A 24,278-nucleotide genomic window follows, 5' to 3' on the forward strand; every position below is an offset into this window, starting at 1 on the left:
GCCGCGCCGGGGCGTGCCCGGACCGGCGGCCGGGACCGCCCTAGGCTGTCCTCCCGTGCTCCTACACCCCCCCGGTCGCTCCACCCGCCCGTCGTCCGGACGACGGGACTGACCGGCCGTGGGCTGGTTCGAGGCGGTCGTCCTGGGGCTGGTGCAGGGGCTGACGGAGTTCCTGCCGATCTCCTCCAGCGCGCACCTGCGGGTGGTCGGGGAGGCCGCCGGCTGGGGTGACCCGGGCGCGGCGTTCACCGCGATCACGCAGATCGGTACCGAGGCCGCGGTGCTGCTCTACTTCCGCCGCGACATCGGCCGCATCGTCAGCGCCTGGGTGCGTGCGCTCTTCGACCGCTCGCTGCGCGGGGACCCCGACGCCCGCATGGGCTGGCTCATCGTCATCGGCAGCATCCCGATCGGGGTCCTGGGCCTGCTGTTCCAGGACGACATCGAGACGACCTTCCGCGACCTGCGGGTCGTGGCCATCTCGCTGGTGGCCTTCTCGCTGGTCCTCTACTGGGCCGACCGGGTGGGCCGCAAGCGCCGGGAGCTCGCGCAGCTGACCGTGCGCGACGGGCTGCTGTTCGGCCTGGCCCAGGCGATGGCGCTGGTGCCCGGCGTCTCCCGCTCGGGCGGCACCATCACCATGGGCCTGTTCCTCGGCTACACCCGGGCCGCGGCGGCGCGGTACTCCTTCCTCCTGGCCGTGCCCGCGGTGCTCGCCTCGGGCTTCTTCCAGGTGTACGAGACCCTCACCGGCGAAGTGGCCGGCGAGACGATCTCCTGGGGGCCGACGCTGCTGGCCACGGTCATCGCCTTCGCCGTCGGCCTCTCGGTCATCGCCTGGCTGCTGCGCTACCTCGACCGCGGCACGTTCACGCCGTTCGTCGTCTACCGGGTGGTGCTGGGCCTGGCGCTGCTCGCCCTGGTCGGCGTCGGCGTGCTCGCCCCCAACTGAGCGGGCCGCGCCGGGATCAGGTGACCTGATCGTGGCGTGTCCTCCCGCACGGTGGGCGGTCGGGGAGGACGCGCTGCGGTGGGGGAGGACGGGTCACACCGGTGGCCGGCGGGTCGCCGTCCGCGGCTCCGATGGCCGGCCCGGCGGCGGTGCCCGGCTGCGTGACGGCGCCGTCCGCGGCGCCCGCCTAGGCTCGCGCGGGTGACCACCGTGATCCTGCTGCGGCACGGCCGGACGACCGCCAACGCAGGGGGCGTGCTGGCCGGGTGGACGCCGGGCGTCGAGCTCGACGAGACCGGGCAGGCGCAGGTGGCCGCGGTCGGGGCCCGCCTCGCGCCCGTCCCGCTGGCGGCGGTGGTCAGCAGCCCGCTGGACCGCTGCCGGCAGACCGCCGGTGCCGTGCTCGCCGGCCGCGACCTGGAGCTGCAGACCGACGAGCGCCTCGGCGAGGCCCGCTACGGCGACTGGACCGGGCGGCCGCTCAAGGAGCTGGTCAAGGACCCGATGTGGAAGGTCGTGCAGCAGCACCCCTCCGCGGCGGTCTTCCCCGGCCCCGAGGGGGAGGGGCTGGCGCAGACCCAGGCCCGCGCGGTGGCCGCCGTCCGGGAGTGGAACGCCCGCCTGGGCCCCGATGCGGTCTGGCTGGCCTGCAGCCACGGCGACGTCATCAAGGCCGTCCTCGCCGACGCCCTCGGCCTGCACCTGGACGCCTTCCAGCGGATCGTCGTCGACCCGGCGTCGGTCTCGGTGGTGACCTACACCGAGACCCGCCCCTTCGTCCTGCGCGTCAACGACACCGGCGGCGACGTCTCGGCGCTCGTCCCGCCCAGGAAGCGCCCCCGGCGCCGGCGGGGCCGGGACTCCGACGCCGTCGTCGGCGGCGGGGCCGGCGCGGCGGTCCCCTGACGGGACGGCGGCCCGTCGGCGTCCCCGCGTAACCTGATCGCGTGTCCCGCCAGGTCTACCGCTTCGACCGCCCGTCCCGGTTCGTCGCCGGCACGGTCGGCCAGCCGGGGGAGCGGACCTTCTACCTGCAGGCCTCCGACGCCGAGGGCCGCGTGGTCAGCGTCGCGCTGGAGAAGTCGCAGGTGCAGGTGCTCGCCGAGCGGATGGACGAGCTGCTCGACGAGATCGCCACCCGGCCCGGCACCGCCGTCCCCGCGCAGGCGGAGGTCGACGACCTCGAGCCGCTCACCGCACCCGTCGACGAGGAGTTCCGCGTCGCGGCGATGGGACTGGCCTGGGACGGCGAGGCGCAGGCCGTCGTCGTCGAGGCGGTGGCGGCGGGGGAGGAGCCGGTCGACGAGGACGCGATCCTCTCCGACGCCGAGGACGGGCCCGACGCGCTGCGGGTGACCATCACCCCGGGTGCGGCCCGCTCGTTCGTCGCCCGCGCCCGCCGCGTCGTCGCCGCGGGCCGGCCCTCCTGCCCGCTGTGCTCGCTGCCGCTGGACCCGACCGGGCACGTCTGCCCCCGGCAGAACGGCTACCGCCGCTGACCGCCGGAGCGCTGCGGTGAGCGAGCGGTCCGCCGAGGAGCTGCGCGCCCCGGCCACCGACGCCGAGGCGCGCACGCTGCTGCTCGAGGGCGAGATCGACCTCGAGGGCCGCATGCTCGACGCGAGCAACGTCACCCTGGTCGGCGCCATCCGCACCGGCACGCTGGCGGCCGAGTGCGTCTACAAGCCGGTGGCCGGCGAGCGCCCGCTGTGGGACTTCCCCGACGGCACCCTCGCCGGCCGGGAGGTGTCGGCCGCGCTGGTCAGCGAGGCCACCGGCTGGTCGGTGGTGCCGCCGACCGTGCTGCGCGAGGGCCCGTTCGGCCCCGGCATGGTGCAGCTGTGGATCGACGGCGACCCCCGCGTCGACCTGGCCCGCTTCGTCCGCTCCGACCACCCGGCCCTGCGCCGCATGGCCGTCTTCGACGCGGTGGTGAACAACGCCGACCGCAAGGGCGGGCACATCATCCCAACGCCCGAGGGCCACGTGTACGGCGTCGACCACGGCATCTGCTTCTCGTCGGACCCCAAGCTGCGCACCCTGCTGTGGCGCTGGGCGGGCAAGCCGCTGCCGCTGGAGGCCCTCGCCGTGCTGGAGCGGCTGGCCGACGACCTGCGCGGCGACCTCGGCGAGCGGCTGCACGAGCACCTCACCCGCCGCGAGGTCCGCTGCACGCAGCAGCGGGTGGCCGAGCTGCTGCGCACCCAGCTGCACCCCGAGCCGTCGGGTGACTGGCCCGCGCTGCCCTGGCCCCCCTTCTGAGCCGTGGCACACCCGACCTCCACGGGACGGTGTGCGCCGGGGGCGCGTTCCGGACGCCGGCGTGCGCCCTCGGCGCACACCGCCCGGGACCCGGCAGGCTGAGGGCCGTGCCGCACCGCTCGCGCCTGGCGATCCTGCTGCTCGACCTGCCGCCGGAGGTGCACGCGGCCGGGACCGCCTTCTGGGCGGGCGCGACCGGGCGCACCGCCGCGCCCGACCCCACCGACGGGGACTGGGCCTCGCTGGGCTCCTTCGCCGGCGGTCTCCACCTCGAGGTGCAGCGCACGGGCGAGGGGACGCCGCCGCGCTGGCACGTCGACGTCGAGACCGACGACGTGGACGCCGAGGTCGCCCGGCTCGAGGCGCTCGGCGCGCGGCGGGAGGCCGACATGGGCTCGTTCTGGCAGATGACCGACCCCGCCGGGCTGGTGTTCTGCGTGGTCGGTGTCCAGACCGGCGCGGAGTTCGACCGCCACGCCGTCCCCTGGCCCTGACGGTCAGTCCAGCCGGACGAGGTCGATCATCGCGGCCGCCTGCAGGCCGTCGCCGTCGACGGTGAGCACCTCCAGCGGCAGCCGCCGCCAGGCGGTCAGCAGCAGGTCACCGGCGGTCCCGCGCACCGTGGCCACCGGCTGCGGCCGGCTGCCGGCGAACAGGGTCCGCTCCACGCCGGCGTCGATCACGTGCAGCACCACCGGGTGCGCGCCCTCGGGCGGCCCGTCGGGGAGGACGCCGGGCACCACGACCTCCAGCCACTCGTCGAGGCCGTCGAGGCCGATGTCGGCGGGGACCGGCCGGACGTCGCCGAGCACCTGCTCGACGTCGACGGTGTGCACGACCACCTCGTGCAGCTGCCGCCGGAGCACGAAGGCGACGTCGCGCTGCGGTGCCCAGGTCCACACCGGCTCGGCGGGGTCGGCGCCGGCCAGCGCCGTCTCCAGCTCCGCGGACTGCGCGGCCGACCAGCCCAGCAGCTCGTCGTCGGGACGGCGGCGCGGGGTGTCGTACCCGCCGGGATCCGGCGCGCGGGTGCGCACCACCCACGCCCAGAAGTGCTGCACCGAGCCGACGTGCCAGACCAGGTCGGCCAGCGCCCATCCCGGGCAGCCGGGCACCGGCGCGGCCCACCCGCCGGCCAGCACGGCCTCGGCCGCCGCGTCGGCGAACCGGGCGTCGGCCCGGCACAGCGCGGGCAGGTACCGGGACAGCTCCATCGCAGCCTCCTCGCGGCGTCGGGTGCCGGGAGCGGAGGCTAGCCCGGCGGACCCGGCGGAGGTGCCGGTCACGGGCTCCACAGCGCCGGTGGCCGCGCGGTCGGGCGGCGCACCAGCAGCTCCGACGCGGTCCGCTCGTCGAGGACGAGGTCGGTGACCAGCCCGCCGGCCAGCGCCGCGGCCAGGCCGACGACCTTGTGGCTGCCCGCCACCGCGCAGACCCGCCGCGGGATGCGGCGCAGCGCCGGCGGGGTCAGCCCGCTGGTGCGCGCGTTGAGCGGGATGCCCTCCCACGAGCCGTCGGCGCGCAGGAACACCGTGCACACGTCCCCGACCACGTGCCCGGCGGCGAGGTCGGCCCGGTCGGCGGCGGTCAGGTACCCCTCCGTCCACACCCGGCTGGGCACCGCGCCGGCCACCGCGCCGATCCCGAACAGCGCGACGTCGGCCGCCTGCTGGATGCCCAGCACCCGCCGCACGCTGCGCTCGCGCCACATGGCCTGGCGGGTCTCGGGCCGGTCGAAGAACGCCGGCACCGGGAAGTGGTGCACCTGGGCGTCCCAGGCCGTGCCGAACCGGCCCAGGACGTCGCTGCCGTAGCCGATCCCGCTGCTGTGGGTGTTCATCGCGCCGTTGAGCTGGACGACGTGCGCGTCGCGCAGCGGCCGGGCGCGCAGGTGCTGCCCGACGGCGCTGGTCGTCGTGCCCCACGCCAGGGCGAGCGTCATCCCCGCGCCCATGACCTCGTCGAGCAGCCCGGCGGTCTCGGTGGCCACCAGCTGCAGCCGGACGAGGTCGGAGGCGTCGTCGGGCACGGACACCACCCGCGCGGCGACGCCGTACCGGTGTCCCACCTCCGCCCCCATCGCCGCTGCACGTCCGTGCACCGGGTTGACCGAGACCGTGACGACGCCGGTCGCCCGCGCGGCGTCGAGCATCCGGGAGATCGTGGAACGCGACACCCCTTCCTCCGCGGCGATCGCCTCCATCGTGGCGCGGTCGAGCCAGTACCTGCGGGCCACGCGCTCGAGCCTGTCGTCCGGCGTCACTGGTGCTCCTCCCGCGGCGGTCGGCCGCCCGGCGTCCCACGGTAGGCCGCTCCCGTGCACAGATGTGCAGGACATTGCGGCGGAGGCCGGACAGGGGCAGGTTCCCCTTGTCCGGACGACGGCCCGCGCCGCCGCCCGCACGGACCTGCACCACCCGCACAGCACAGGAGTCCCGGTGTCCACAGCTCTCTCGCCCGGCGTCCGTTCCGCCGCCCTCGACCGCATGAGCGCCGACGTCCTCGACGTCCTGGTGATCGGCGGCGGGGTCACCGGTGCCGGCGCCGCCCTCGACGCCGCCAGCCGGGGCCTCAGCGTCGGCCTGCTCGAACAGCGCGACTGGGCCTCCGGCACCTCCAGCCGGGCCAGCAAGCTCGTGCACGGCGGCCTGCGGTACCTGGAGATGCTCGACTTCGCCCTCGTCCGCGAGGCCCTGCACGAGCGCGGCCTGCTCGTCGGCCGGCTCGCCCCGCACCTCGTGCACCCGGTGCCGTTCCTCTACCCGCTGCGCCACCGCGTCTGGGAGCGCGTCTACACCGGCGCCGGCATCGCGCTCTACGACGCCCTCGGCGGCCTGCTCGGCCGGGTGGGCGGCCGCGGCGTCCCGCTGCACCGGCACCTGTCGAAGAAGGCGCTGCGCCGGGTCGCCCCGTCGCTGCGCGACGACGTCGCCATCGGCGCGATCCGCTACTGGGACGCCAAGGTCGACGACGCCCGCCTCGTGCAGGTGCTCGTGCGGACCGCCGTCGGCCACGGCGCGCTGGCCGCCAGCCGCACCCAGGTCACCGGCTACCACGAGGAGGACGGACGGGTCGCCGGCGTGCGCGCCGTGGACCTCGAGACCGGCCGCGAGCTCACCATCCGGGCCCGCCACGTCGTCGGCGCCACCGGCGTGTGGACCGACCAGACGCAGGAGCTCTTCCGCGCCCAGGGCCTCACCGTGCGGGCCTCCAAGGGCGTGCACATCGCCGTGCCGCGCGCCCTGATCTCCGGCGACGACGGCGTCATCCTGCGCACCGAGAAGAGCGTGCTGTTCATCATCCCGTGGCCCACCCACTGGGTGATCGGCACGACCGACACCCCGTGGGACCTCGCCAAGGACCACCCGGTCGCCTCCTCGGCCGACGTCGACTACCTGCTCGAGCACGCCAACGCGGTGCTGGAGCGCCCGCTGACCCGCGCCGACGTCCTCGGCGTCTACACCGGCCTGCGCCCGCTGCTGCAGCCGGTCGACGACGGCAGCGGGTCGACGACGAAGGTCTCCCGCGAGCACACCGTGGCCACCGTCCGGCCCGGGCTGACCGTCATCGCCGGCGGCAAGTACACGACCTACCGGGTGATGGCGCGCGACGTCGTCGACATGGCGCTGGCCGACCGCGCGCCCGGCGAGGACCCGGACGCCGCGATCCCGTCCTCGCTCACCGAGGAGCTGCCGCTGGCCGGCGCCGACGGCTACCAGGTGCGCTGGAACCGCAAGAGCCACCTGGCCACCGCGCACGGCTGGACGGAGACCCGCGTCGAGCACCTGCTCGACCGCTACGGCAGCCTCGTCGACGAGGTGCTCGCCCTCGTCGACGCCGACCCCGACCTCGGCCGCCCGCTCGAGGGGGCCCCGGACTACCTGCGCGCCGAGGTGGTCTACGCCGTCACCGACGAGGGCGCGCTGCACCTGGAGGACGTGCTCACCCGCCGCACGCGACTGTCCTACGAGCAGGCCGACCGCGGCACGGCGTCGGCGCGGCCGGCCGCCGAGCTCATGGCCGGCCTGCTCGGCTGGGACGACGCCCAGGTGGAGCGGGAGATCGCCACCTACCTGGCGCGCGTGGAGGCCGAGCGGGCCGCCGAGGCCATGCCCGACGACACCTCCGCCGAGCGCGCCCGCCTGCAGGCGCCGGAGATCCGGCCCTTCGCCGGCGCCTCCTGAAGCCGCGGGCCGGCGGGGTAGCTCCCCCGCCGGCCCGCACCGACCCCGCCGTCGACCCCGATCCCGACCAGAGGAGGCACCGCACAGGGATCCCGCACGACCCGCCCGGATCGGGCGGGACCCCGTCAGGCACACCCGGACACAGAGAGGTCTCTGGACGTGTCACTGGTCTCCGTCTTCTTCTCCGAGGTCCTCGGCACGGGGCTGCTGCTCCTGCTGGGCATCGGCGTCGTCGCCAACGTGCTGCTCACCGACTCCAAGGGCCGCGGCGCGGACTGGCTGCTCATCAGCTTCGGCTGGGGGCTGGCGGTCTTCGTCGGCGTCTTCGCCGCGTACCGCAGCGGCGCGCACCTCAACCCGGCCGTCACCGTCGGCCTCTGGGCCTCCGGCTCCGAGGAGTACGGCCCCGACGTCCCCGTGACGCTCGCGAGCACGCTGGTCTACTTCGCCGGCGAGTTCGTCGGCGCCTTCCTCGGCGCCGTCGTCGCGTGGCTGGCCTACCGCGAGCACTACGACGCCCACCCCGACCCCGGCGAGGTGCTCGGCACCTTCTCCACCGGCCCGGCGATCCGCAGCTACCCGTGGAACGTCGTCACCGAGGTCATCGGCACGTTCGTGCTCGTCTACGTCGTGCTGGCCCTCGGCAACACCCCCACCCAGATCGGCCCCCTGGCGGTCGCCTTCCTCGTCGTGTCCATCGGCGCCTCGCTCGGCGGCCCGACCGGCTACGCCATCAACCCCGCCCGCGACCTCGGCCCGCGCATCGCGCACGCCGTCCTGCCCATCCGCGGCAAGGGCGGCAGCGACTGGGGCTACTCGTGGGTCCCGGTCGTCGGCCCGATCATCGGCGCGATCCTGGCCGGCCTGCTCGCCCGGGTCTTCTGACCCGTGTCCCGAGCGACCATCCTGACCCCGCTCTCCCTGCAACGACGCACCCGGAGGACCCCGTGAGCCAGTACATCGCCGCCATCGACCAGGGCACGACCAGCACCCGCTGCATGGTCTTCGACCACGACGGCGCCGTCGTGGCCGTCGCCCAGAAGGAACACCAGCAGATCTTCCCCAGGGCCGGCTGGGTCGAACACGACGCCGAGGAGATCTGGTCCAACGTCCGCGAGGTGGTCGGGCAGGCACTCGGCCGCGCCGACCTCGTCGCCGGCGACCTGGCCGCCGTCGGCCTGACCAACCAGCGCGAGACGACCGTCGTCTGGGACCGGACGACCGGTCAGCCGGTCTACAACGCCATCGTCTGGCAGGACACCCGCACCGACAAGATCGTCACCGAGCTCGGCGAGCTCGGCGGGGGAGCCGACCGGTACAAGGACAAGGTCGGCCTGCCGCTGGCGACGTACTTCGCCGGCCCCAAGGTGACCTGGATCCTCGACAACGTCGAGGGCGCCCGCGAGCGCGCCGAGCGCGGCGAGCTGCTGATGGGCACCATCGACAGCTGGCTGCTGTGGAACGTCACCGGCGGGACCGACGGCGGCCTGCACATCACCGACGTCAGCAACGCCTCGCGCACCATGCTGATGGACTACAAGACGCTGGCGTGGGACGAGTCGATCGCCGCCGACATGCGCATCCCGACGTCGATGCTCCCGGAGATCCGCTCCAACTCCGAGGTGTACGGCGAGGGCCGCAAGGCCGGCGCCCTGGCCGGGGTCAAGGTCGCCGGCTCGCTCGGCGACCAGCAGGCGGCCACCTTCGGGCAGGTCTGCTTCTCACCCGGCATGGCCAAGAACACCTACGGCACCGGCAACTTCCTGCTGCTCAACACCGGCGAGGAGGCCGTCGCCTCGAAGAACGGCCTGCTGACGACGGTCTGCTACCAGATCGGCGACCGCAAGCCGATCTACGCACTCGAGGGCTCCATCGCCGTCACCGGGTCGCTGGTGCAGTGGGTGCGCGACAACCTGCGGCTCATCGGCGGCGCCGGCGAGATCGAGGCGGTGGCCAAGTCCGTCGAGGACAACGGCGGGGCCTACTTCGTGCCGGCCTTCTCCGGCCTGTTCGCCCCGCACTGGCGCTCCGACGCCCGCGGCGCGCTGGTCGGGCTCACCCGGTACGTCAACCGCGGGCACCTGGCCCGGGCGGTGCTGGAGGCCACGGCCTACCAGACCCGCGAGGTCGTGGAGGCCATGAACGCCGACTCCGGGGTCGACCTCACCGAGCTGCGGGTCGACGGCGGCATGGTGGTCAACGAGCTGCTCATGCAGTTCCAGGCCGACATCCTCGGCGTCGACGTCGTCCGCCCGAAGATCGCCGAGACGACGGCGCTCGGCGCGGCGTACGCGGCGGGCCTGGCGGTCGGGTTCTGGGCCGACGAGGACGAGCTGACCAGCCAGTGGGCCGAGGACAAGCGGTGGTCGCCGGCGATGGAGGGCGAGACCCGCGACCGCTTCTACCGCAAGTGGCAGAAGGCGGTGGCCCGCACGCTCGACTGGGTCGACGAGGACGACGAGTAGAGGACCCCTCCCTCCCACCGCTCGCACGCTCGCGGCGAGCCTCCGGAGGGGGCCGCTCCGCCCCCGTCGTGGGGCCTGCGCGGGCGCCGTCCCCAGCCGGGGGCGGCGCCCGCGGGGGTGGGCCCGGCCACGCAACTAGGCTCCTGCCCGTGCTCGCCTGGCCCGCTCCGCTCCTGCCGACCCTGCCGGGCTCCGGCCCGGTCCTCCGGCTGTTCGACACCGCGCGCGGGCAGGTCGTGGCCACCGCACCCGACCGGGTGGCGCGGATGTACGTCTGCGGCATCACGCCCTACGACGCCACGCACCTCGGCCACGCCGCCACCTACCTGGCCTTCGACCTGGTCGGCCGGGTGTGGCGGGACGCCGGGCACGCCGTCCACCACGTGCAGAACGTCACCGACATCGACGACCCGCTGCTCGAGCGCGCCCACCGCGACGGCGAGGACTGGGTCGTGCTCGGGATGCGCGAGACGGCGCTCTTCCGCGAGGACATGACGGCGCTGCGGGTGCTGCCGCCCGACGACTACGTGGGCGCGGTGGCCACCATCCCGCGGATCGTGCACCACGTGGAGACCCTGCTCGACGAGGGTCTGGCCTACGTGCTCGACGACGGCACCGGCGACGTCTACCACGACATCGCCCAGGCGCCGGGCTTCGGCGAGGAGTCCGGCTACGACGAGGCCACGATGCTGCGCCTGTCGGCCGAGCGCGGCGGCGACCCCGACCGGGCGGGCAAGCGCAACCGCCTCGACCCGCTGCTGTGGCGCGGCCGCCGCGAGGGCGAGCCCGCCTGGCCCGGCCCCCACGGCATCGAGGGCCGCCCCGGCTGGCACATCGAGTGCGCCGCCATCGCCCTGGACACCATCGGCATGGGCTTCGACGTGCAGGGCGGTGGCAGCGACCTCGTCTTCCCGCACCACGAGTTCTCCGCCGTCCACGCCGAGGCGCTCACCGCCACCAAGCCCTTCGCCCGGGCCTACGTGCACGCGGCGATGATCGGCCTCGACGGCGAGAAGATGAGCAAGAGCCGCGGCAACCTGGTGTTCGTCTCCAAGCTGCGCGGCGAGGGCGTCGACCCGATGGCGATCCGGCTGGCGCTGCTGTCGGGCCACTACCGCACCGACCGCGCCTGGACGCCGGACCTGCTCGCCGCCGCCGAGCAGCGGCTGGCCACCTGGCGGCGCGCCGTCGCCCGCGACGCCGGGGCGCCCGCCGCGCCGGTGCTGGCGGGGTTGCGCGAGCGGCTGGCCGACGACCTCGACAGCCCCGGCGCGATCGCCGTCGTCGACGCGTGGGCGGAGCGCACGCTGGCGGCCGGCCCGGACGACGACGTCGACGACGGGGCGCCGGCCGTGGTGGCCGACGCCGTCGACGCGCTGCTGGGCGTCGCGCTGCAGGAGGGCTGATGGGGGACGGGGCGTTCACGCTCGTCGACCGCGCGGCGCGCGAGCGGGAGGAGGACGGCCTCGCCCCGGCCGCGGCCCGCGCGGCGGCCACCCGCGGGCGCGCCGTCCCCGAGCCGGAGGACCGGCTGCGCACCGCCTACGAGCGCGACCGCGACCGCATCCTGCACGCCAAGTCCTTCCGGCGGCTCAAGCACAAGACGCAGGTCTTCCTCAACCCCGACGGCGACCACTTCGTCACCCGGCTGACCCACACGCTGCAGGTCACCCAGGTGGCCCGTTCGCTGGCCCGGGCGCTGGGCCTCAACGAGACCCTCGCCGAGGCGATCGCCCTCGGCCACGACGTCGGCCACTCGCCGTTCGGCCACATCGGCGAGGACGCCTTCGACCCCTACGTCCCCGGCGGCTGGCACCACGCCGCCCAGGGCGTGCGGATCGTCGAGGTGCTCGAGCACCTCAACCTCACCTGGGAGGTGCGCGACGGCATCCGCGCGCACAGCTGGAAGATCAGCCCGCCGCCGGCCACCCGCGAGGGGGAGTGCGTCCGGTACGCCGACCGGATCGCCTACCTGTCCCACGACGCGCTGGACGCCGTCCGCGCCGGGGTGCTGCAGGTGTCGGACCTGCCCGCCCGCGCCCGGGAGGTGTTCGGCGAGCCCGGCAGCGCGATGGTCGGCGCGATGGTCGACGCCGTCGTCGCAGGGTCGCTGGCCGACGGGGGAGCGGTGGTGATGGCGCCCGGTCCGCTGGCGGCCATGCACGAGCTGCGCGCGTTCATGTTCCAGCGGGTGTACGCCTCGGAGACCGCGGCGGGGCAGAAGCAGCTCGCCGTCGACGTCATCCGCCGGCTGGTCGACCACCACCTCGACCACCCCGAGCTCATCCCGCCGACCTACCGCGACACGCGGGCCGACCTGGTCACACAGGTCGTCGACCACGTCTCGGGCATGACCGACCGCTTCGCGCTGGCCACGCACGACCGGCTCTTCGGCGAGGACGCTGCCGCCCGCATGACCCCGCTGCTGCGCCCCGCCTGAGCGGGTTCCGGAGGCGGTGCGGCCGCCGTCGTCCCCTCGGGGTGTTCCCCGGGCTCCCGGGGTCCTGCAGCGCCCTCGGAGGCCGGAGAACGCCCCAGGAGCGGCCGCTCGACCGTTATCCCCAAGTCTGCCGCGACCCCGAGCCGGGACCCGGGACGACGGCCGCGACCGCCGGACCTCAGTTGGGGGAGGAGCCCCGGCGGCGGAGGTAGCGCTCGAACTCGCGGGCGATCTGGTCTCCGTTGGCCTCGGACAGGTCGCTCTGGGTCGCGCGCTCCTCGAGGGAGCGGACGTACTCGACGACCTCGGCGTCCTCCTGGGCCATCTCGTCGACGGTCTTGACCCACTCGTCGGCCTGCTGGGGGAGCGCGCCGAGCGGCACGGCCACCTCCAGCACCTCCTCGACCCGCTGCAGCAGCGCGACGGTCGCCCGCGGCGAGGGCGGCTGGGAGACGTAGTGGGGGACGGCGGCCCAGAAGCTCACCGCCGGGAGGCCGGCCTGCACGCACGCGTCCTGGAACACGCCGAGGATCCCGGTCGGGCCCTCGTAGCCCGACGTCTCCAGGCCGTAGGCGCGGGCGGACTCGTCGTCGTAGGCGGAGCCGGTGACCGGCGTCGGCCGGGTGTGCGGCGTGTCGGCGAGCAGCGCGCCCAGCGCCACGACGGTCTGGGCGTCGAGCTCGTGGCACAGCTCGATGAGCTCCTCGCAGAAGCTGCGCCAGCGCATGTTGGGCTCGATGCCGCGGATGAGGACGACGTCGCGGTCGCTGTCCGGCGGGCGGGCCACGGAGATGCGGGTCGTCGGCCACTCCACGCGCCGGTTCACCCCGCCCACGAGCGAGACGGTCGGCCGGTTCACCTGGAAGTCGTAGTAGTCCTCGGGGTCGAGGGCGGCGAGCGGGGTGGCGTCCCAGATCAGCTCCAGGTGCTCGAGCGCCCCGGTGGCGGCGTCCCCGGCGTCGTTCCAGCCCTCGAACGCGACCACCACCACCGGCTGGTTCAGCTGGGGCAGGTCCTCGGGAGCGGACTTCGGGTCGATCACCCCTGCGAGCCTACGTCTCCCGCGCCGTCCTGCCGGGCTGGCGCGAGGTGGGAGGATGACCCCCGGAACAAGGTCGGGCCCCGCGCCGCTGCTCGTGCGCCAGGCCCCGCACGTCGTCGACCGACCCCCGAGGATGCCCGTGACCGACGCCCCGTCCCCCCGCCCCGACGCCACGGCGCAGCTGACCGCCCTGCTCGAGCGGCGCGTCCTCGTGCTCGACGGGGCCATGGGGACGGCGATCCAGCGGGACCGGCCCAGCGAGGCCGGCTACCGCGGGGCGCGGTTCGCCGACTGGCCGGTCGACGTCCAGGGCAACAACGACCTGCTCGTCCTCACCCGGCCCGAGCTGATCGCCGGCATCCACCGCGAGTACCTCGAGGCCGGCGCGGACCTGCTCGAGACCAACACGTTCAACGCCACGGCCATCTCGCTGGCCGACTACGGCATGTCGGGTCTCGCGCACGCGATCAACGTGGCCGCCGCGCGGCTGGCCCGCCGCGAGGCCGACGCGATGACCGCCCGCACGCCGGACAAGCCGCGCTACGTGGCCGGCGCGATCGGCCCGACCAGCCGGACGGCGTCCATCTCGCCCGACGTCAACGACCCCGGTGCCCGCAACGTCACCTTCACCGAGCTGGTCGCCGCCTACCTGGAGCAGGCCGGCGGGCTGGTCGACGGCGGCGTCGACGTCCTGCTGGTCGAGACCATCTTCGACACCCTCAACGCCAAGGCCGCCGTCTTCGCGCTGGAGACGCTGTTCGAGCAGCGCGGCCGGCGCTGGCCGGTGATGATCTCCGGCACCATCACCGACGCGTCGGGCCGCACGCTGTCGGGGCAGACCACCGAGGCGTTCTGGAACTCGGTGCGGCACGTGCGCCCGCTGACCATCGGGCTGAACTGCGCGCTCGGCGCCGAGGAGATGCGCCCGTACGTCGCCGAGCTCTCGCGCATCGCCGACACCTTCGTGTCCTGCTACCCCAACGCCGGGCTGCCCAACGCCTTCGGTGAGTACGACGAATCGCCGGCCGAGACGGCCGCGGTCCTGCGCGGCTTCCTCGACGACGGCTTCGTCAACGTCGTCGGCGGCTGCTGCGGCACCACGCCCGAGCACATCGCGGCGATCGCCGCCGCGGCGCAGGGCCGGTCCCCGCGGACGCCGGTGACCCCGCGCCCCGCGCTGCGCCTGTCGGGGCTGGAGCCGCTGACCGTCGACGCCGACAGCCTGTTCGTCAACGTCGGCGAGCGCACCAACATCACCGGCTCGGCCCGCTTCCGCCGGCTCATCCGCGACGGCGACTACGCCACCGCGCTGGCCGTCGCCCGCCAGCAGGTCGAGGCCGGCGCGCAGGTCATCGACGTCAACATGGACGAGGGCATGATCGACGGCGTCGCGGCGATGACCCGCTTCACCCGCCTGGTCGCCGCCGAGCCCGACATCTGCCGCGTGCCGGTGATGGTCGACTCCTCCAAGTGGGAGGTCATCGAGGCCGGCCTGCAGCAGCTGCAGGGCAAGTCGATCGTCAACTCCATCTCGATGAAGAACGGCGAGGAGGAGTTCGTCGAGCAGGCGCGGCTGTGCCGCAAGTACGGCGCGGCCGTCGTCGTCATGGCCTTCGACGAGCAGGGACAGGCCGACACCCTGCAGCGGCGGCAGGAGATCTGCCGGCGCGCCTACGACCTGCTCACCGAGCAGGTCGGCTTCCCCGCCGAGGACGTCATCTTCGACCCCAACGTCTTCGCCGTGGCCACCGGCATCGAGGAGCACGCCCGCTACGGGCTGGACTTCATCGAGGCCACCCGCTGGATCAAGCAGAACCTGCCCGGGGCGCTGGTCTCCGGCGGCGTCTCGAACGTCTCGTTCTCCTTCCGCGGCAACAACCCCGTGCGCGAGGCCATCCACGCGGTGTTCCTCTTCCACGCGATCGCCGCCGGCATGGACATGGGCATCGTCAACGCCGGCGCGCTGGAGGTCTACGAGGAGGTGCCGCGGGAGCTGCGGGACCGCATCGAGGACGTCGTCCTCGCCCGCCGCCCCGACGCCACCGAGCGGCTGCTGGAGATCGCCGGGGACCACGCCGGCGACGGCGTGGCCAAGGAGGCCGCCACCGAGGAGTGGCGGGCGCTGCCGGTGGGGCCGCGGATCACCCACGCGCTGGTCAAGGGCCTCGACGAGTTCGTCGAGGCCGACACCGAGGAGCTGCGCGCGGAGATCAGCGCCCGCGGCGGCCGGCCGATCGAGGTCATCGAGGGCCCGCTGATGGACGGCATGAACGTCGTCGGCGACCTGTTCGGCGCCGGCAAGATGTTCCTGCCGCAGGTGGTCAAGTCCGCCCGGGTCATGAAGAAGGCCGTCGCCTACCTCATCCCGTTCATCGAGGCGGAGAAGCAGCCCGGCGACGCCGAGCGCAGCAACGGCAAGGTCGTCATGGCCACCGTGAAGGGCGACGTCCACGACATCGGCAAGAACATCGTCGGCGTGGTCCTGCAGTGCAACAACTACGACGTCGTCGACCTCGGCGTCATGGTGCCCGCGCAGAAGATCCTCGAGACCGCCAAGCAGGAGGGCGCCGACGTCATCGGCCTGTCGGGCCTGATCACGCCGTCGCTGGACGAGATGGTGAACCTGGCCGCGGAGATGGAGCGGCAGGGCTTCGACGTCCCGCTGCTCGTCGGCGGGGCGACGACGTCGCGCGCGCACACCGCGGTGAAGGTGGCGCCGCGCTACCACGGCCCGGTGATCTGGGTGAAGGACGCGTCGCGGTCGGTGCCCGTCGTCGCCGCGCTGCTGTCCGACGAGCAGCGGCCGGGCCTGCTGGCCTCGGTGGACACCGAGTACGAGGCGCTGCGCGAGCGGCACGCCGCGCGCACCGACAGCCGGGCGCTGCTGCCGCTGGCCGCCGCCCGCGCCGCGGCACCGGCGATCGACTGGTCCGGCTACACCCCGCCGCGGCCGCGGATGCTCCTGCAGCAGGCCCGCGACGTGTGCACCAGCCCGGGCTGCGAGCACCGCCACGGGCAGGACACCCAGTTCGTGCGGGTGCTGCGCGACCACCCGCTCGAGGAGCTGCGCCCCTACATCGACTGGCAGCCGTTCTTCAACGCGTGGGAGATGCGCGGCCGGTTCCCCGACATCCTGCACAACCCGACCACCGGCGAGGCCGCGCGGCGGCTGTTCGAGGACGCCCAGGCGATGCTCGACCGGGTCGTCGAGGAGAGGTGGCTGACCGCCAACGGCGTCGTCGGGCTGTTCCCCGCCAACCGGGTCGACGGCGAGGACATCGCCGTCTACGCCGACGAGTCGCGGACGACGGTGCGTGCGGTGCTGCACCAGCTGCGGCAGCAGACCGAGGGCCGCGACGGCTCCCCGCGCAAGTCGCTGGCCGACTACGTCGCGCCCAGGGAGACCGGGCTGCGCGACCACGTCGGCGCCTTCGCCGTCACCGCGGGGCTGGGGTCGGCCGAGCGGGTGGCCGCCTTCAAGGCCCAGCACGACGACTACTCGGCGATCATGCTCGAGGCGCTCGCCGACCGGCTGGCCGAGGCCTTCGCCGAGCGGCTGCACGAGCGGGTGCGCCGGGAGTTCTGGGGCTACGCCACCGACGAGCACCTGGACAAGGACGCGCTGATCGCCGAGAGGTACCGGGGCATCCGGCCGGCGCCGGGCTACCCCGCCTGCCCGGAGCACACCGAGAAGCAGACCATCTGGGACCTGCTCGACGTCGAGGCGAACACCGGGCTGCAGCTGACCGAGAGCATGGCCATGTGGCCGGGTGCGTCGGTGAGCGGGCTGTACTTCTCCCACCCGGAGTCGCGCTACTTCGTCCTGGGCCGGGTCGGCCGCGACCAGGTCGAGGACTACGCCCGGCGCAAGGGCTGGACGCTGGCCGAGGCCGAGCGCTGGCTATCCCCGAACCTGGGCTACCGCACCGACGAGGACTGAAGGACCCCCTCGCCCCCACCACTCGCTGCGCCCGCGGCGGGTTGATGGAGGCAGACCGTCTTCCTCCTGGCCGCGCATGCAGAGAGACCCTCCGGAGGTGTCGTCGTAGCGCTGACGGCACCCCCGTCGTGTTACCGGCGTGCGCGGCAGGCCATCTGCTCCCAGAACCACCGGAGCTCGCCGGGGAGCGTCCCCTGCCAGGGAGCCGCCTTGCGGCGCAGCTGGGTCCGGCCCAGCAGGGTCTGCTGGCGGCGGCAGAACGCGTCGCTCAGCTCGGCCCGGTAGGACTGCACGCCCTTGGGGGGATAGGGGCACAGTGCGAACGGGCACCCGCCCACGCAGTTGGCGCCGGGCTCGCTGTACTCGGCGGCCGCGCCGTCGGGCTCCAGGGATCGCCGGCTGCCGGCCAGGCACGGGGGCAGGTCGCGGCGATTGGCGCGCCGGAGCCGCGCCTCCCGTTCGGCGGCGCGCTCACCCCGGTCGGCGAGGTTGACCAGCAGCAGCACGTCGGCGACCAGCTGCTGGGCCCGGGGGTCCAGGGCGCTCCAGCCGACCGACGGCGGGATCCAGAGGTTGTGCCGTCGGAGTCCCGTCGAGCCCACGGCGCGGGACCCGATCCGGCTGGTGACGCCGTAGACGTCCACCCACAGGAAGCGCTCGGGTTGCCCGGTCTCCAGCGCGCGCACGGCGAGTGCGGCGGCTTCCCGGACGAACGGGTGCCGCTGCCGCTCCGCCGGCCCGCCGGGCTCGAGTCCTCGATCCCGCTGGCTGCCGGCGCTGTCGAGCCAACCCTCGACGCGGGTGCGCGGGGACACCACACGGGCCGGGCGCCGGGTCGGTGCCTCGTCCTGCCGCCGGATCCCGGGGTCGTCGGGCAGCGCCCAGAGACACAAGGCGTGGACGAGCGCGAGCTGGGCGGCCCAGAAGCCGCTGCGCTTGAGCAGCTCACCGCCCTGCTCGACCAGGTGAGACCGCGCGCCGGCGTTCATGTAGGGGTGCCGGCGCCGGCGGTTGGCGGCATAAGTGAAGCCCTGGGCCAGGGCCACCTCGACCGACGGCGGCAGCGGCGGTCCCGGCGGTCGCCGGACGTCCGGGTGCCCGACCCGTGACGTCCACCGACCCAGGTACGTCCGGGCCCTCGCCTGCACGGCCGGGTCGCTGACCGAGCTGAACAGCAACGGCGCCAGCCACGCGCACATGACCGTCTGACGCCACTCCTCCTCGCTGACGTCTCGGTCCGCCGCCGCGATGTCCAGCCCGACGGCGAGCCGGGGCTCCAGGGTCACAAACGCCCCGTCCCCTCCGGATCCGAGCTCCTGGGCGACGGCGTGCCGGACGGCATAGGACGAATCCTCCCGGCAGCCGATGTCGTACAGGGCTGCGTAGGCGGGCGGATCGGGGGACGGAGTGCCCGCCGAGGTGGTGTCGATGCGGCGCTGTACCTGGCGGAGTGCGTCCCCGAAGCGGCGGACCAGACCCAACTTGGCCTCGTCCAGAGTGCGCTGGTCGGCAGCGAACACCTCCAGCCAACTCCGCTCGACGTGCTCGGCGATCCAGGCCTGGACCGACGGGCGGTTGACGCTGTCGATCTCCAGGGCCGCCGCCCACATGTCCAGTGACTTGTCGTCCTTGCGGTCCGCCGCCGCCCGGGTCAGCGTCTCGACGACGGACCGCATCGCCTCGGGCCCCGGCGGTATGGAGGCCGGGAGCGGGCTGGGTGAGGTCAGCCCGGCCGAGCCGGCCTCCACGTGCGCCTGGCGGCGCGAGAGGAACGCCAGCGCGATGAGGAGCTCCCGGCCCGGGCCCTCCGGTGCCTGCAGCGCCGTGCGCAGGAAGTCCTCGTCGTCGAGCACCGAGTCGAGCACCAGAGAGCCGAGGTAGGACTGCAGGAGGCTGTGGTGAAAGCTCACCGAGTCGGTCTGCGCGTCGACGAGCCCGAGCTGGGCGCCCCAGGTGGCCGCCAGCCGCACCCGGACCGGGCGTCTCTCGAGGAGGGCTAGGGCCCCGCTCGTGCACCGCTGGAGCCCGGCGGTCCGGCAGCGTTCCTCCCGCGGTCCTCCCTGAGCCGGACCGGCTTCGACGACGTCTTCGAAGCGCACCTGCAGGGAGTCCCTCCGCAGTCCCTCGGCCGCCATCGCGGACACGTACGCAACAGCGGCAGTCCGCTCCGGCCGCGACAAGGGGACGTGCCGGCGCAGCTGGCCCTCGACGAGCGCTGTCACCCAGGTGTCGAGGAGGTTCAATCGAAGGGCCGAGCGGTCGAGGCTGCGGGTGTTCACGCCGCGGATGCGGACGCCGTGGGTGAGGTGGCGGAGCAGGTCCCGCTCGTGCAGGTCCCGGGTGATGCGGAGGAACAGCGGTGCCTCTGCGACGTCGGCCGTCTCCACGATCCAGTTCAGTCGCTGGCGGTCCTCGGAGGAGTCCTCCCGCCCGAGGTAGTCCAGCGCGGCCATCCGGCTCAGCGGCTCAAGGTCGACGATCGCGGCGTCGGCTCCCCGGAGGGGGGCGTGCGGGCGCGAAGCGATGACCAGCGGGAGCCGGTCCTCCCGGGCGCGGGCGATGGCCAGCCGGATGACGGTGTCACGGTCCTTGGCGTGGTCCTCGCCGTTGAGAGCCTCCTCCAGGCCGTCGGCGAGGACGACGATCTGACCGTTCTTGACCAGGTGCCGCCAGATCCGGTCCCCCTCGCCCTGGGACAGCAGGGCATCGTCGACCTGCGAGTGGAACCTCCGCCGGGCGAGCTCCTGGAAGTCCAGGTCCGTCTGGGCGTCCCTCAGCCGGACCGGTACGGGGACGGCGCCGCACTGCGCGAGCAGGTGCGTCAGGAGCACCAGCACGGCGGTCTTCCCGGTGCCGACGCCGCCGACGAGCACGTGCGGCCGGCGGTCGCCGCTGTCCCGGAGGTCATCGATGATCACCTGGCACAGATCGTTGCGCCCCACGACGTCCCCGACGATGCCGCCGCTCGCGGTGGGGACCAGGTCGAACGGCCGCGTCCGTGCTGTCCGGCGGTACCGGTTGACCACCGCCCGGAAGCGCAGCAGCAGGAACAGCGCCGACCCGGCGGCCACCGACAGCCACGAGACCACGAGGCCGGTGATGGCACCGCACGAGACGCCCACCTGGCGGCAGGTCCCGTCGGGGTCGAAGCCGAACGGCTCCGTCCACGGTTCCCGCCGGACGAAGGCGACGTATCCGGCCCGGGCCAGCCAGAGCAGGAGGAGCAGGCCGCCGCCATAAGTGATGACCCGGGCCAAGGCCACCCGCCGGCGACCGCGCCACGGGGTCTCCGCGCCGGTCACCGGCGACGGAGGGCGGAGCTGGTGCGCCGCACGCCGACGCCGGACCGGGTCGGTGGCGCGTGTCCCCAGGTGCTCGAAGTGAAGACGCATCAGGCTGGGGGAGGGGCGTTCCGGCAGCCGGTTCGTCATCGTTGATGGCTTCACGCCTCCGTCCCCCGGGGTGCACGCGCGGTCCCGTGGACCCTGAACGGGACGGGACGCTCGGCTCGGGGGCGCGGGTACCCGCTGCGGAGAGGACCGCTCACGAGGAGAGGCTGACCGCAGGGCGTCACCGGCGCGTCACCGTGCTGGTGGCCTCCGCGCGGTCTCCTCTGCCCGCCACGGGTGGGACCCGGCTCAGCCGCCGAGCAGGGTCACCGCCTGGCGGGCCATCTCCAGCTCCTCGTCGGTGGGGACGACGAGGACGGCGACCGGGCTGCCGTCGGCCGACACGCGGCGTCCCCCGCCGGACCGGACGGCGTTGCGCTCCTCGTCCACGCGGATGCCCAGCGGCTCGAGGCCGGCCAGCGACCGCGCCCGCACGACGGCGTCGTTCTCGCCGATGCCGCCGGTGAACGCGATCGCGTCGGTGCGGCCCAGGACCGCCAGGTAGGCGCCGACGTACTTGCGCACCCGGTGGCAGAACACGTCGAGGGCCAGCGCGGCCGCCGCGTCGCCGTCGGCGACGCGCCGGTGCACCTCGCGCAGGTCGTTGGTGCCGGCCAGCGCCAGCATGCCGCTGGAGGAGTTCAGCGCCCGGTCGACCTCCTCGGGCCCGAGCCCGGCCACCCGGTGCAGGTGCGCGACCACGGCGGGGTCGACGTCGCCGGACCGGGTGCCCATGACCAGCCCCTCCAGCGGGGTCATGCCCATGGAGGTCTCCACGCTGCGGCCCCCGGCGACGGCGGTGGCGCTGGCGCCGTTGCCCAGGTGCAGCACGATCGTGTTGGTGTCCTCCAGCGGGCGGCCGAGGAGCCCCGCGGCGGCGCGGGAGACGAACGCGTGCGACGTGCCGTGGAAGCCGTAGCGGCGCACGCCGTGGTCGCGGGCCCACTGCGGCGGGACGGCGTAGGTGTGCGCGTGCGGCGGCAGGGTGGCGTGGAAGGCGGTGTCGAACACCGCCACGTGCGGCAGCCCGGGGAACGCCCGCCGCGCCACCTCGATGCCCACCGCGTTGACCGGGTTGTGCAACGGCGCCAGGGTGGCCAGCTCGCGGACCGCGCGCAGGACGTCGTCGTCGACGAGCACCGGCGCGGAGAACCGGTCGCCGCCGTGCACCACCCGGTGGGCGACAGCGACCAGGCCGGCGTCGGCCAGCCGCGGGCCGGTGTGCTCGAAGGCCTCCAGCGCCGCCGACAGCGCTCCGCCGTGGTCGGGCAGCGGCCGCTCGACGACGTCCGGGGTCCCATCGGGGCGGGAGTGGGTGAGCCGGCCCGACGGCTGGCCGACCCGCTCGGCCAGCCCCCATGCCAGCGCCCGCCCGGCTCCGACGTCGACCAGGCGGTACTTCAGCGACGAGGAGCCGCAGTTGACCACCAGCACCCGGCCGTTCACCGCGCCGCCGTCCCCTGGGCCTGGATGGCGGTGATGGCGACGGTGTTGACGATGTCCTGCACGGTCGCGCCGCGGGAGAGGTCGTTGACCGGGCGGCGCAGGCCCTGCAGCACCGGGCCGACCGCCACGGCGCCGGCGCTGCGCTGCACGGCCTTGTAGGTGTTGTTGCCGGTGTTGAGGTCGGGGAAGACGAACACCGTCGCCCGCCCGGCGACGTCGCTGCCGGGCAGCTTGGTGCGCGCCACCCCGGCGTCGACCGCGGCGTCGTACTGGATCGGGCCCTCGACCGACAGCTGCGGGGCGCGCTCGCGGACCAGCTCGGTCGCCTCCCGCACGCGGTCGACCTCCTCGCCGCTGCCCGACCGCCCGGTGGAGTAGGACAGCATCGCCACCCGCGGCTGCACGCCGAAGCGCGCGGCGGTGTCGGCCGAGGTGACGGCGATCTCGGCCAGCTGCTCGGCGCTGGGGTGCACGTTGACCGCGCAGTCGCCGTAGACCAGCACCCGGTCGGCCAGGCACATGAAGAACACGCTGGAGACGATCGAGACGCCCGGCGTCGTCCTGACCAGCTCCAGGGCCGGCCGGATGGTCTGCGCCGTCGTGTGCGTCGCGCCGGACACCATGCCGTCGGCCATGCCGAGGGCCACCATCAGCGTGCCGGCGTAGGAGACGTCGACGACGGCGTCGCGGGCGGCGTCCATGGTCACGCCCCGGTGCGCCCGCCGCTGCGCGTACTCGACGGCCAGCTGCTCCCGCAGCTCCGGCTCGCACGGGTCCAGCAGCCGCGCCCCGCCCACGTCGACCCCGGTGCGGGCGGCGGCCGCGCGCACCTCGTCGGCGTCGCCGAGCAGGGTCAGGTCGACGACGCCGCGCCGCAGCAGCCGCTCCGCCGCCCGCAGCACCCGCTCGTCGGTGCCCTCGGGGAGGACGACGTGACGGCGGTCGGCGCGGGCGCGGTCGAGCAGCTCGTACTCGAACATCAGCGGCGTGGTCACCCGCGGCCGGGCCACCGCCGTGCGGTCGAGCAGCTCCTCGCCGTCGACGTGCTCCTCGACCAGCGCCAGCGCCACGTCGACCTTGCGCGGCGCCCCCGGCCCGATCCGCCCGGGCACCGACCCGGCCAGCGTGGCGGTGGCGTAGGTGTCGTGCTCGGTCACCACGACGGGGACGACGGCGGGCAGGTGCTCGGCCAGCCGCAGCACCGAAGGAGCCGGTTCCATGCCGCCGGTGAGCACCAGGCCGGCGGGGGCGGGCAGCCCTCCGGACAGGTGCGCGGCGACGACCCCGAGGACGACGTCGGCCCGGTCGCCGGGGGTGATGACCACGACGTCGTCGACGAGCCGGTCGAGCAGGTTGGGCAGGGTCATGGCGGCCACCAGGACGCCGGCGGTCTCCCGGCCGAGCGCGGCGTCGTCGCCGGTGAGCACCCGCGCGTCGCAGGCGAGGGCCACCTCGGCCATCGTCGGCGCGGTGAGCACCGGCGTCTCCGGCAGCACGTACACCGGCACCGGCCCGCCGCGGACCCGGTCGCGCACGGCGGGCAGCTGGCGGGGCGCCACCCGGTTGGCGACGACGGCGACCACCTCGCAGCCGGCCGCGCGCAGGGTGTCGCGGCCGACGTCGACCGCCACGGCCACGCCCTCGGCGTCCCGGTCGCGGCCGGAGACGACGCACAGCGCCGGCAGCCCGAGGTTGGCCGCGATGCGGGCGTTGAGCGCCAGCTCCCGGGAGGCGGCGGCCTCGCTGAAGTCCGAGCCGACGACCAGCACCCGGTCCACCTGCGCCGCCAGCGCCCGGTAGCGGGCGACGATCTCCGACAGCGCGCGGTCCTCGTCGGCGAGCACCTCGGCGTACGGCACGCCCAGGCACGCCTCGGCCGGCAGGTCCCCGGCGGCGCGGGGGAGGAGCAGCTCCACGACGCCGTCGGCCCCGTCGCGGGCGTGCACCACCGGGCGGAAGACGCCGAGCCGGCCGACCCGCCGCGCCAGCAGCTCGAACACGCCCAGCGCCACCGCCGACTTCCCGGTCGCCGGCTCGCACCCGGTCACGTACAGCCCGTCGGACACCGGCCCACCTCCTCGCCCTCGCTCCCGAACCTAGTGAGCCGACGCCGGTCCGGCCCCCGGAGCGCGGGTCGGGACGGGTGAGCCGGGACAGC

General features: G+C 74.7%; 17 protein-coding genes. 11 read left to right on the forward strand and 6 right to left on the reverse strand.

Going from position 1 to position 24,278, the window contains the following annotated elements; translation table 11 throughout:
• The first annotated feature begins 118 nt into the window (after positions 1–118).
• The 5 genes from JOD57_RS00345 to JOD57_RS00365 all read left to right on the forward strand — a co-directional run bounded on the left by JOD57_RS00345 (position 119) and on the right by JOD57_RS00365 (position 3,708).
• Positions 119–952: an undecaprenyl-diphosphate phosphatase gene (locus JOD57_RS00345; protein WP_204690068.1), complete on the forward strand. Its 834-nt coding sequence runs from the start codon at positions 119–121 to the stop codon at positions 950–952.
• Between the two features lie 201 nt (positions 953–1,153).
• A complete protein-coding gene (locus tag JOD57_RS00350; protein WP_204690069.1) occupies positions 1,154–1,858 on the forward strand; it encodes a histidine phosphatase family protein in 705 nt (234 codons plus the stop codon).
• A 41-nt stretch (positions 1,859–1,899) separates the two neighbouring features.
• The gene (locus JOD57_RS00355; protein ID WP_204690070.1) at positions 1,900–2,451 is read left to right on the forward strand and encodes a DUF3090 family protein; all 552 of its coding nucleotides are present in this window, start codon (positions 1,900–1,902) and stop codon (positions 2,449–2,451) included.
• Positions 2,452–2,467: 16 nt separating this feature from the next.
• Entirely contained in the window at positions 2,468–3,214 is a 747-nt protein-coding gene (locus JOD57_RS00360) for an SCO1664 family protein (RefSeq protein WP_204690071.1), read from the forward strand.
• A gap of 107 nt (positions 3,215–3,321) precedes the next feature.
• On the forward strand, positions 3,322–3,708 hold the full coding sequence (locus JOD57_RS00365) for a VOC family protein (RefSeq protein WP_204690072.1): 387 nt from the start codon (positions 3,322–3,324) through the stop codon (positions 3,706–3,708).
• Between the two features lie 3 nt (positions 3,709–3,711).
• On the opposite strand, the gene JOD57_RS00370 is transcribed toward JOD57_RS00365, so the two are convergent.
• Together JOD57_RS00370 and JOD57_RS00375 are read right to left on the reverse strand one after the other, a co-directional pair.
• A complete protein-coding gene (locus JOD57_RS00370) occupies positions 3,712–4,428 on the reverse strand; it encodes a maleylpyruvate isomerase family mycothiol-dependent enzyme (protein ID WP_204690073.1) in 717 nt (238 codons plus the stop codon).
• A gap of 68 nt (positions 4,429–4,496) precedes the next feature.
• Positions 4,497–5,477, reverse strand: a complete 981-nt coding sequence (locus JOD57_RS00375; RefSeq protein WP_204690074.1) for a sugar-binding transcriptional regulator — start codon at positions 5,475–5,477, stop codon at positions 4,497–4,499.
• Between the two features lie 175 nt (positions 5,478–5,652).
• Between JOD57_RS00375 and JOD57_RS00380 the strand changes: the two genes are divergently transcribed.
• The 5 genes from JOD57_RS00380 to JOD57_RS00400 all read left to right on the forward strand — a co-directional run bounded on the left by JOD57_RS00380 (position 5,653) and on the right by JOD57_RS00400 (position 12,303).
• Positions 5,653–7,398 (forward strand): glycerol-3-phosphate dehydrogenase/oxidase, encoded by a 1,746-nt coding sequence (locus JOD57_RS00380; protein ID WP_204690075.1) that lies wholly within the window; start codon positions 5,653–5,655, stop codon positions 7,396–7,398.
• Between the two features lie 159 nt (positions 7,399–7,557).
• A complete protein-coding gene (locus JOD57_RS00385; RefSeq protein WP_204690076.1) occupies positions 7,558–8,283 on the forward strand; it encodes an MIP/aquaporin family protein in 726 nt (241 codons plus the stop codon).
• 62 nt (positions 8,284–8,345) lie between these two features.
• Complete coding sequence (gene glpK / locus JOD57_RS00390; protein WP_204690077.1) at positions 8,346–9,863, forward strand: glycerol kinase GlpK; 1,518 nt, start codon at positions 8,346–8,348, stop codon at positions 9,861–9,863.
• Between the two features lie 149 nt (positions 9,864–10,012).
• Positions 10,013–11,269 carry a cysteine--1-D-myo-inosityl 2-amino-2-deoxy-alpha-D-glucopyranoside ligase gene (gene mshC / locus JOD57_RS00395; RefSeq protein WP_204690078.1) on the forward strand — a complete coding sequence of 419 codons (1,257 nt, stop codon included), beginning with the start codon at positions 10,013–10,015 and terminating at the stop codon, positions 11,267–11,269.
• Complete coding sequence (locus JOD57_RS00400; RefSeq protein WP_204690080.1) at positions 11,269–12,303, forward strand: HD domain-containing protein; 1,035 nt, start codon at positions 11,269–11,271, stop codon at positions 12,301–12,303. The genes mshC and JOD57_RS00400 overlap by 1 nt, the downstream gene beginning before the upstream one ends.
• 178 nt (positions 12,304–12,481) lie before the next feature.
• On the opposite strand, the gene JOD57_RS00405 is transcribed toward JOD57_RS00400, so the two are convergent.
• The gene (locus JOD57_RS00405) at positions 12,482–13,345 is read right to left on the reverse strand and encodes a PAC2 family protein (protein WP_204690081.1); all 864 of its coding nucleotides are present in this window, start codon (positions 13,343–13,345) and stop codon (positions 12,482–12,484) included.
• 139 nt (positions 13,346–13,484) lie between these two features.
• On the opposite strand from JOD57_RS00405, the gene metH reads away from it, so the two are divergent.
• Positions 13,485–17,285: a methionine synthase gene (gene metH / locus JOD57_RS00410; RefSeq protein WP_372440218.1), complete on the forward strand. Its 3,801-nt coding sequence runs from the start codon at positions 13,485–13,487 to the stop codon at positions 17,283–17,285.
• 131 nt (positions 17,286–17,416) lie between these two features.
• Here metH and JOD57_RS00415 read toward each other — a convergent pair whose 3' ends face one another.
• The 3 genes from JOD57_RS00415 to pta form a co-directional block, all read right to left on the reverse strand.
• A complete protein-coding gene (locus JOD57_RS00415) occupies positions 17,417–20,587 on the reverse strand; it encodes an NACHT domain-containing protein (protein WP_204690082.1) in 3,171 nt (1,056 codons plus the stop codon).
• A gap of 336 nt (positions 20,588–20,923) precedes the next feature.
• A complete protein-coding gene (locus tag JOD57_RS00420; RefSeq protein ID WP_204690083.1) occupies positions 20,924–22,120 on the reverse strand; it encodes an acetate/propionate family kinase in 1,197 nt (398 codons plus the stop codon).
• Positions 22,117–24,186 carry a phosphate acetyltransferase gene (gene pta / locus JOD57_RS00425; protein WP_204690084.1) on the reverse strand — a complete coding sequence of 690 codons (2,070 nt, stop codon included), beginning with the start codon at positions 24,184–24,186 and terminating at the stop codon, positions 22,117–22,119. Before pta ends, JOD57_RS00420 begins: the two co-directional genes overlap by 4 nt.
• Positions 24,187–24,278: the final 92 nt, after the last annotated feature.

Origin of the sequence: Geodermatophilus bullaregiensis (genome assembly GCF_016907675.1) — a bacterium.
Lineage (GTDB): Bacteria > Actinomycetota > Actinomycetes > Mycobacteriales > Geodermatophilaceae > Geodermatophilus > Geodermatophilus bullaregiensis.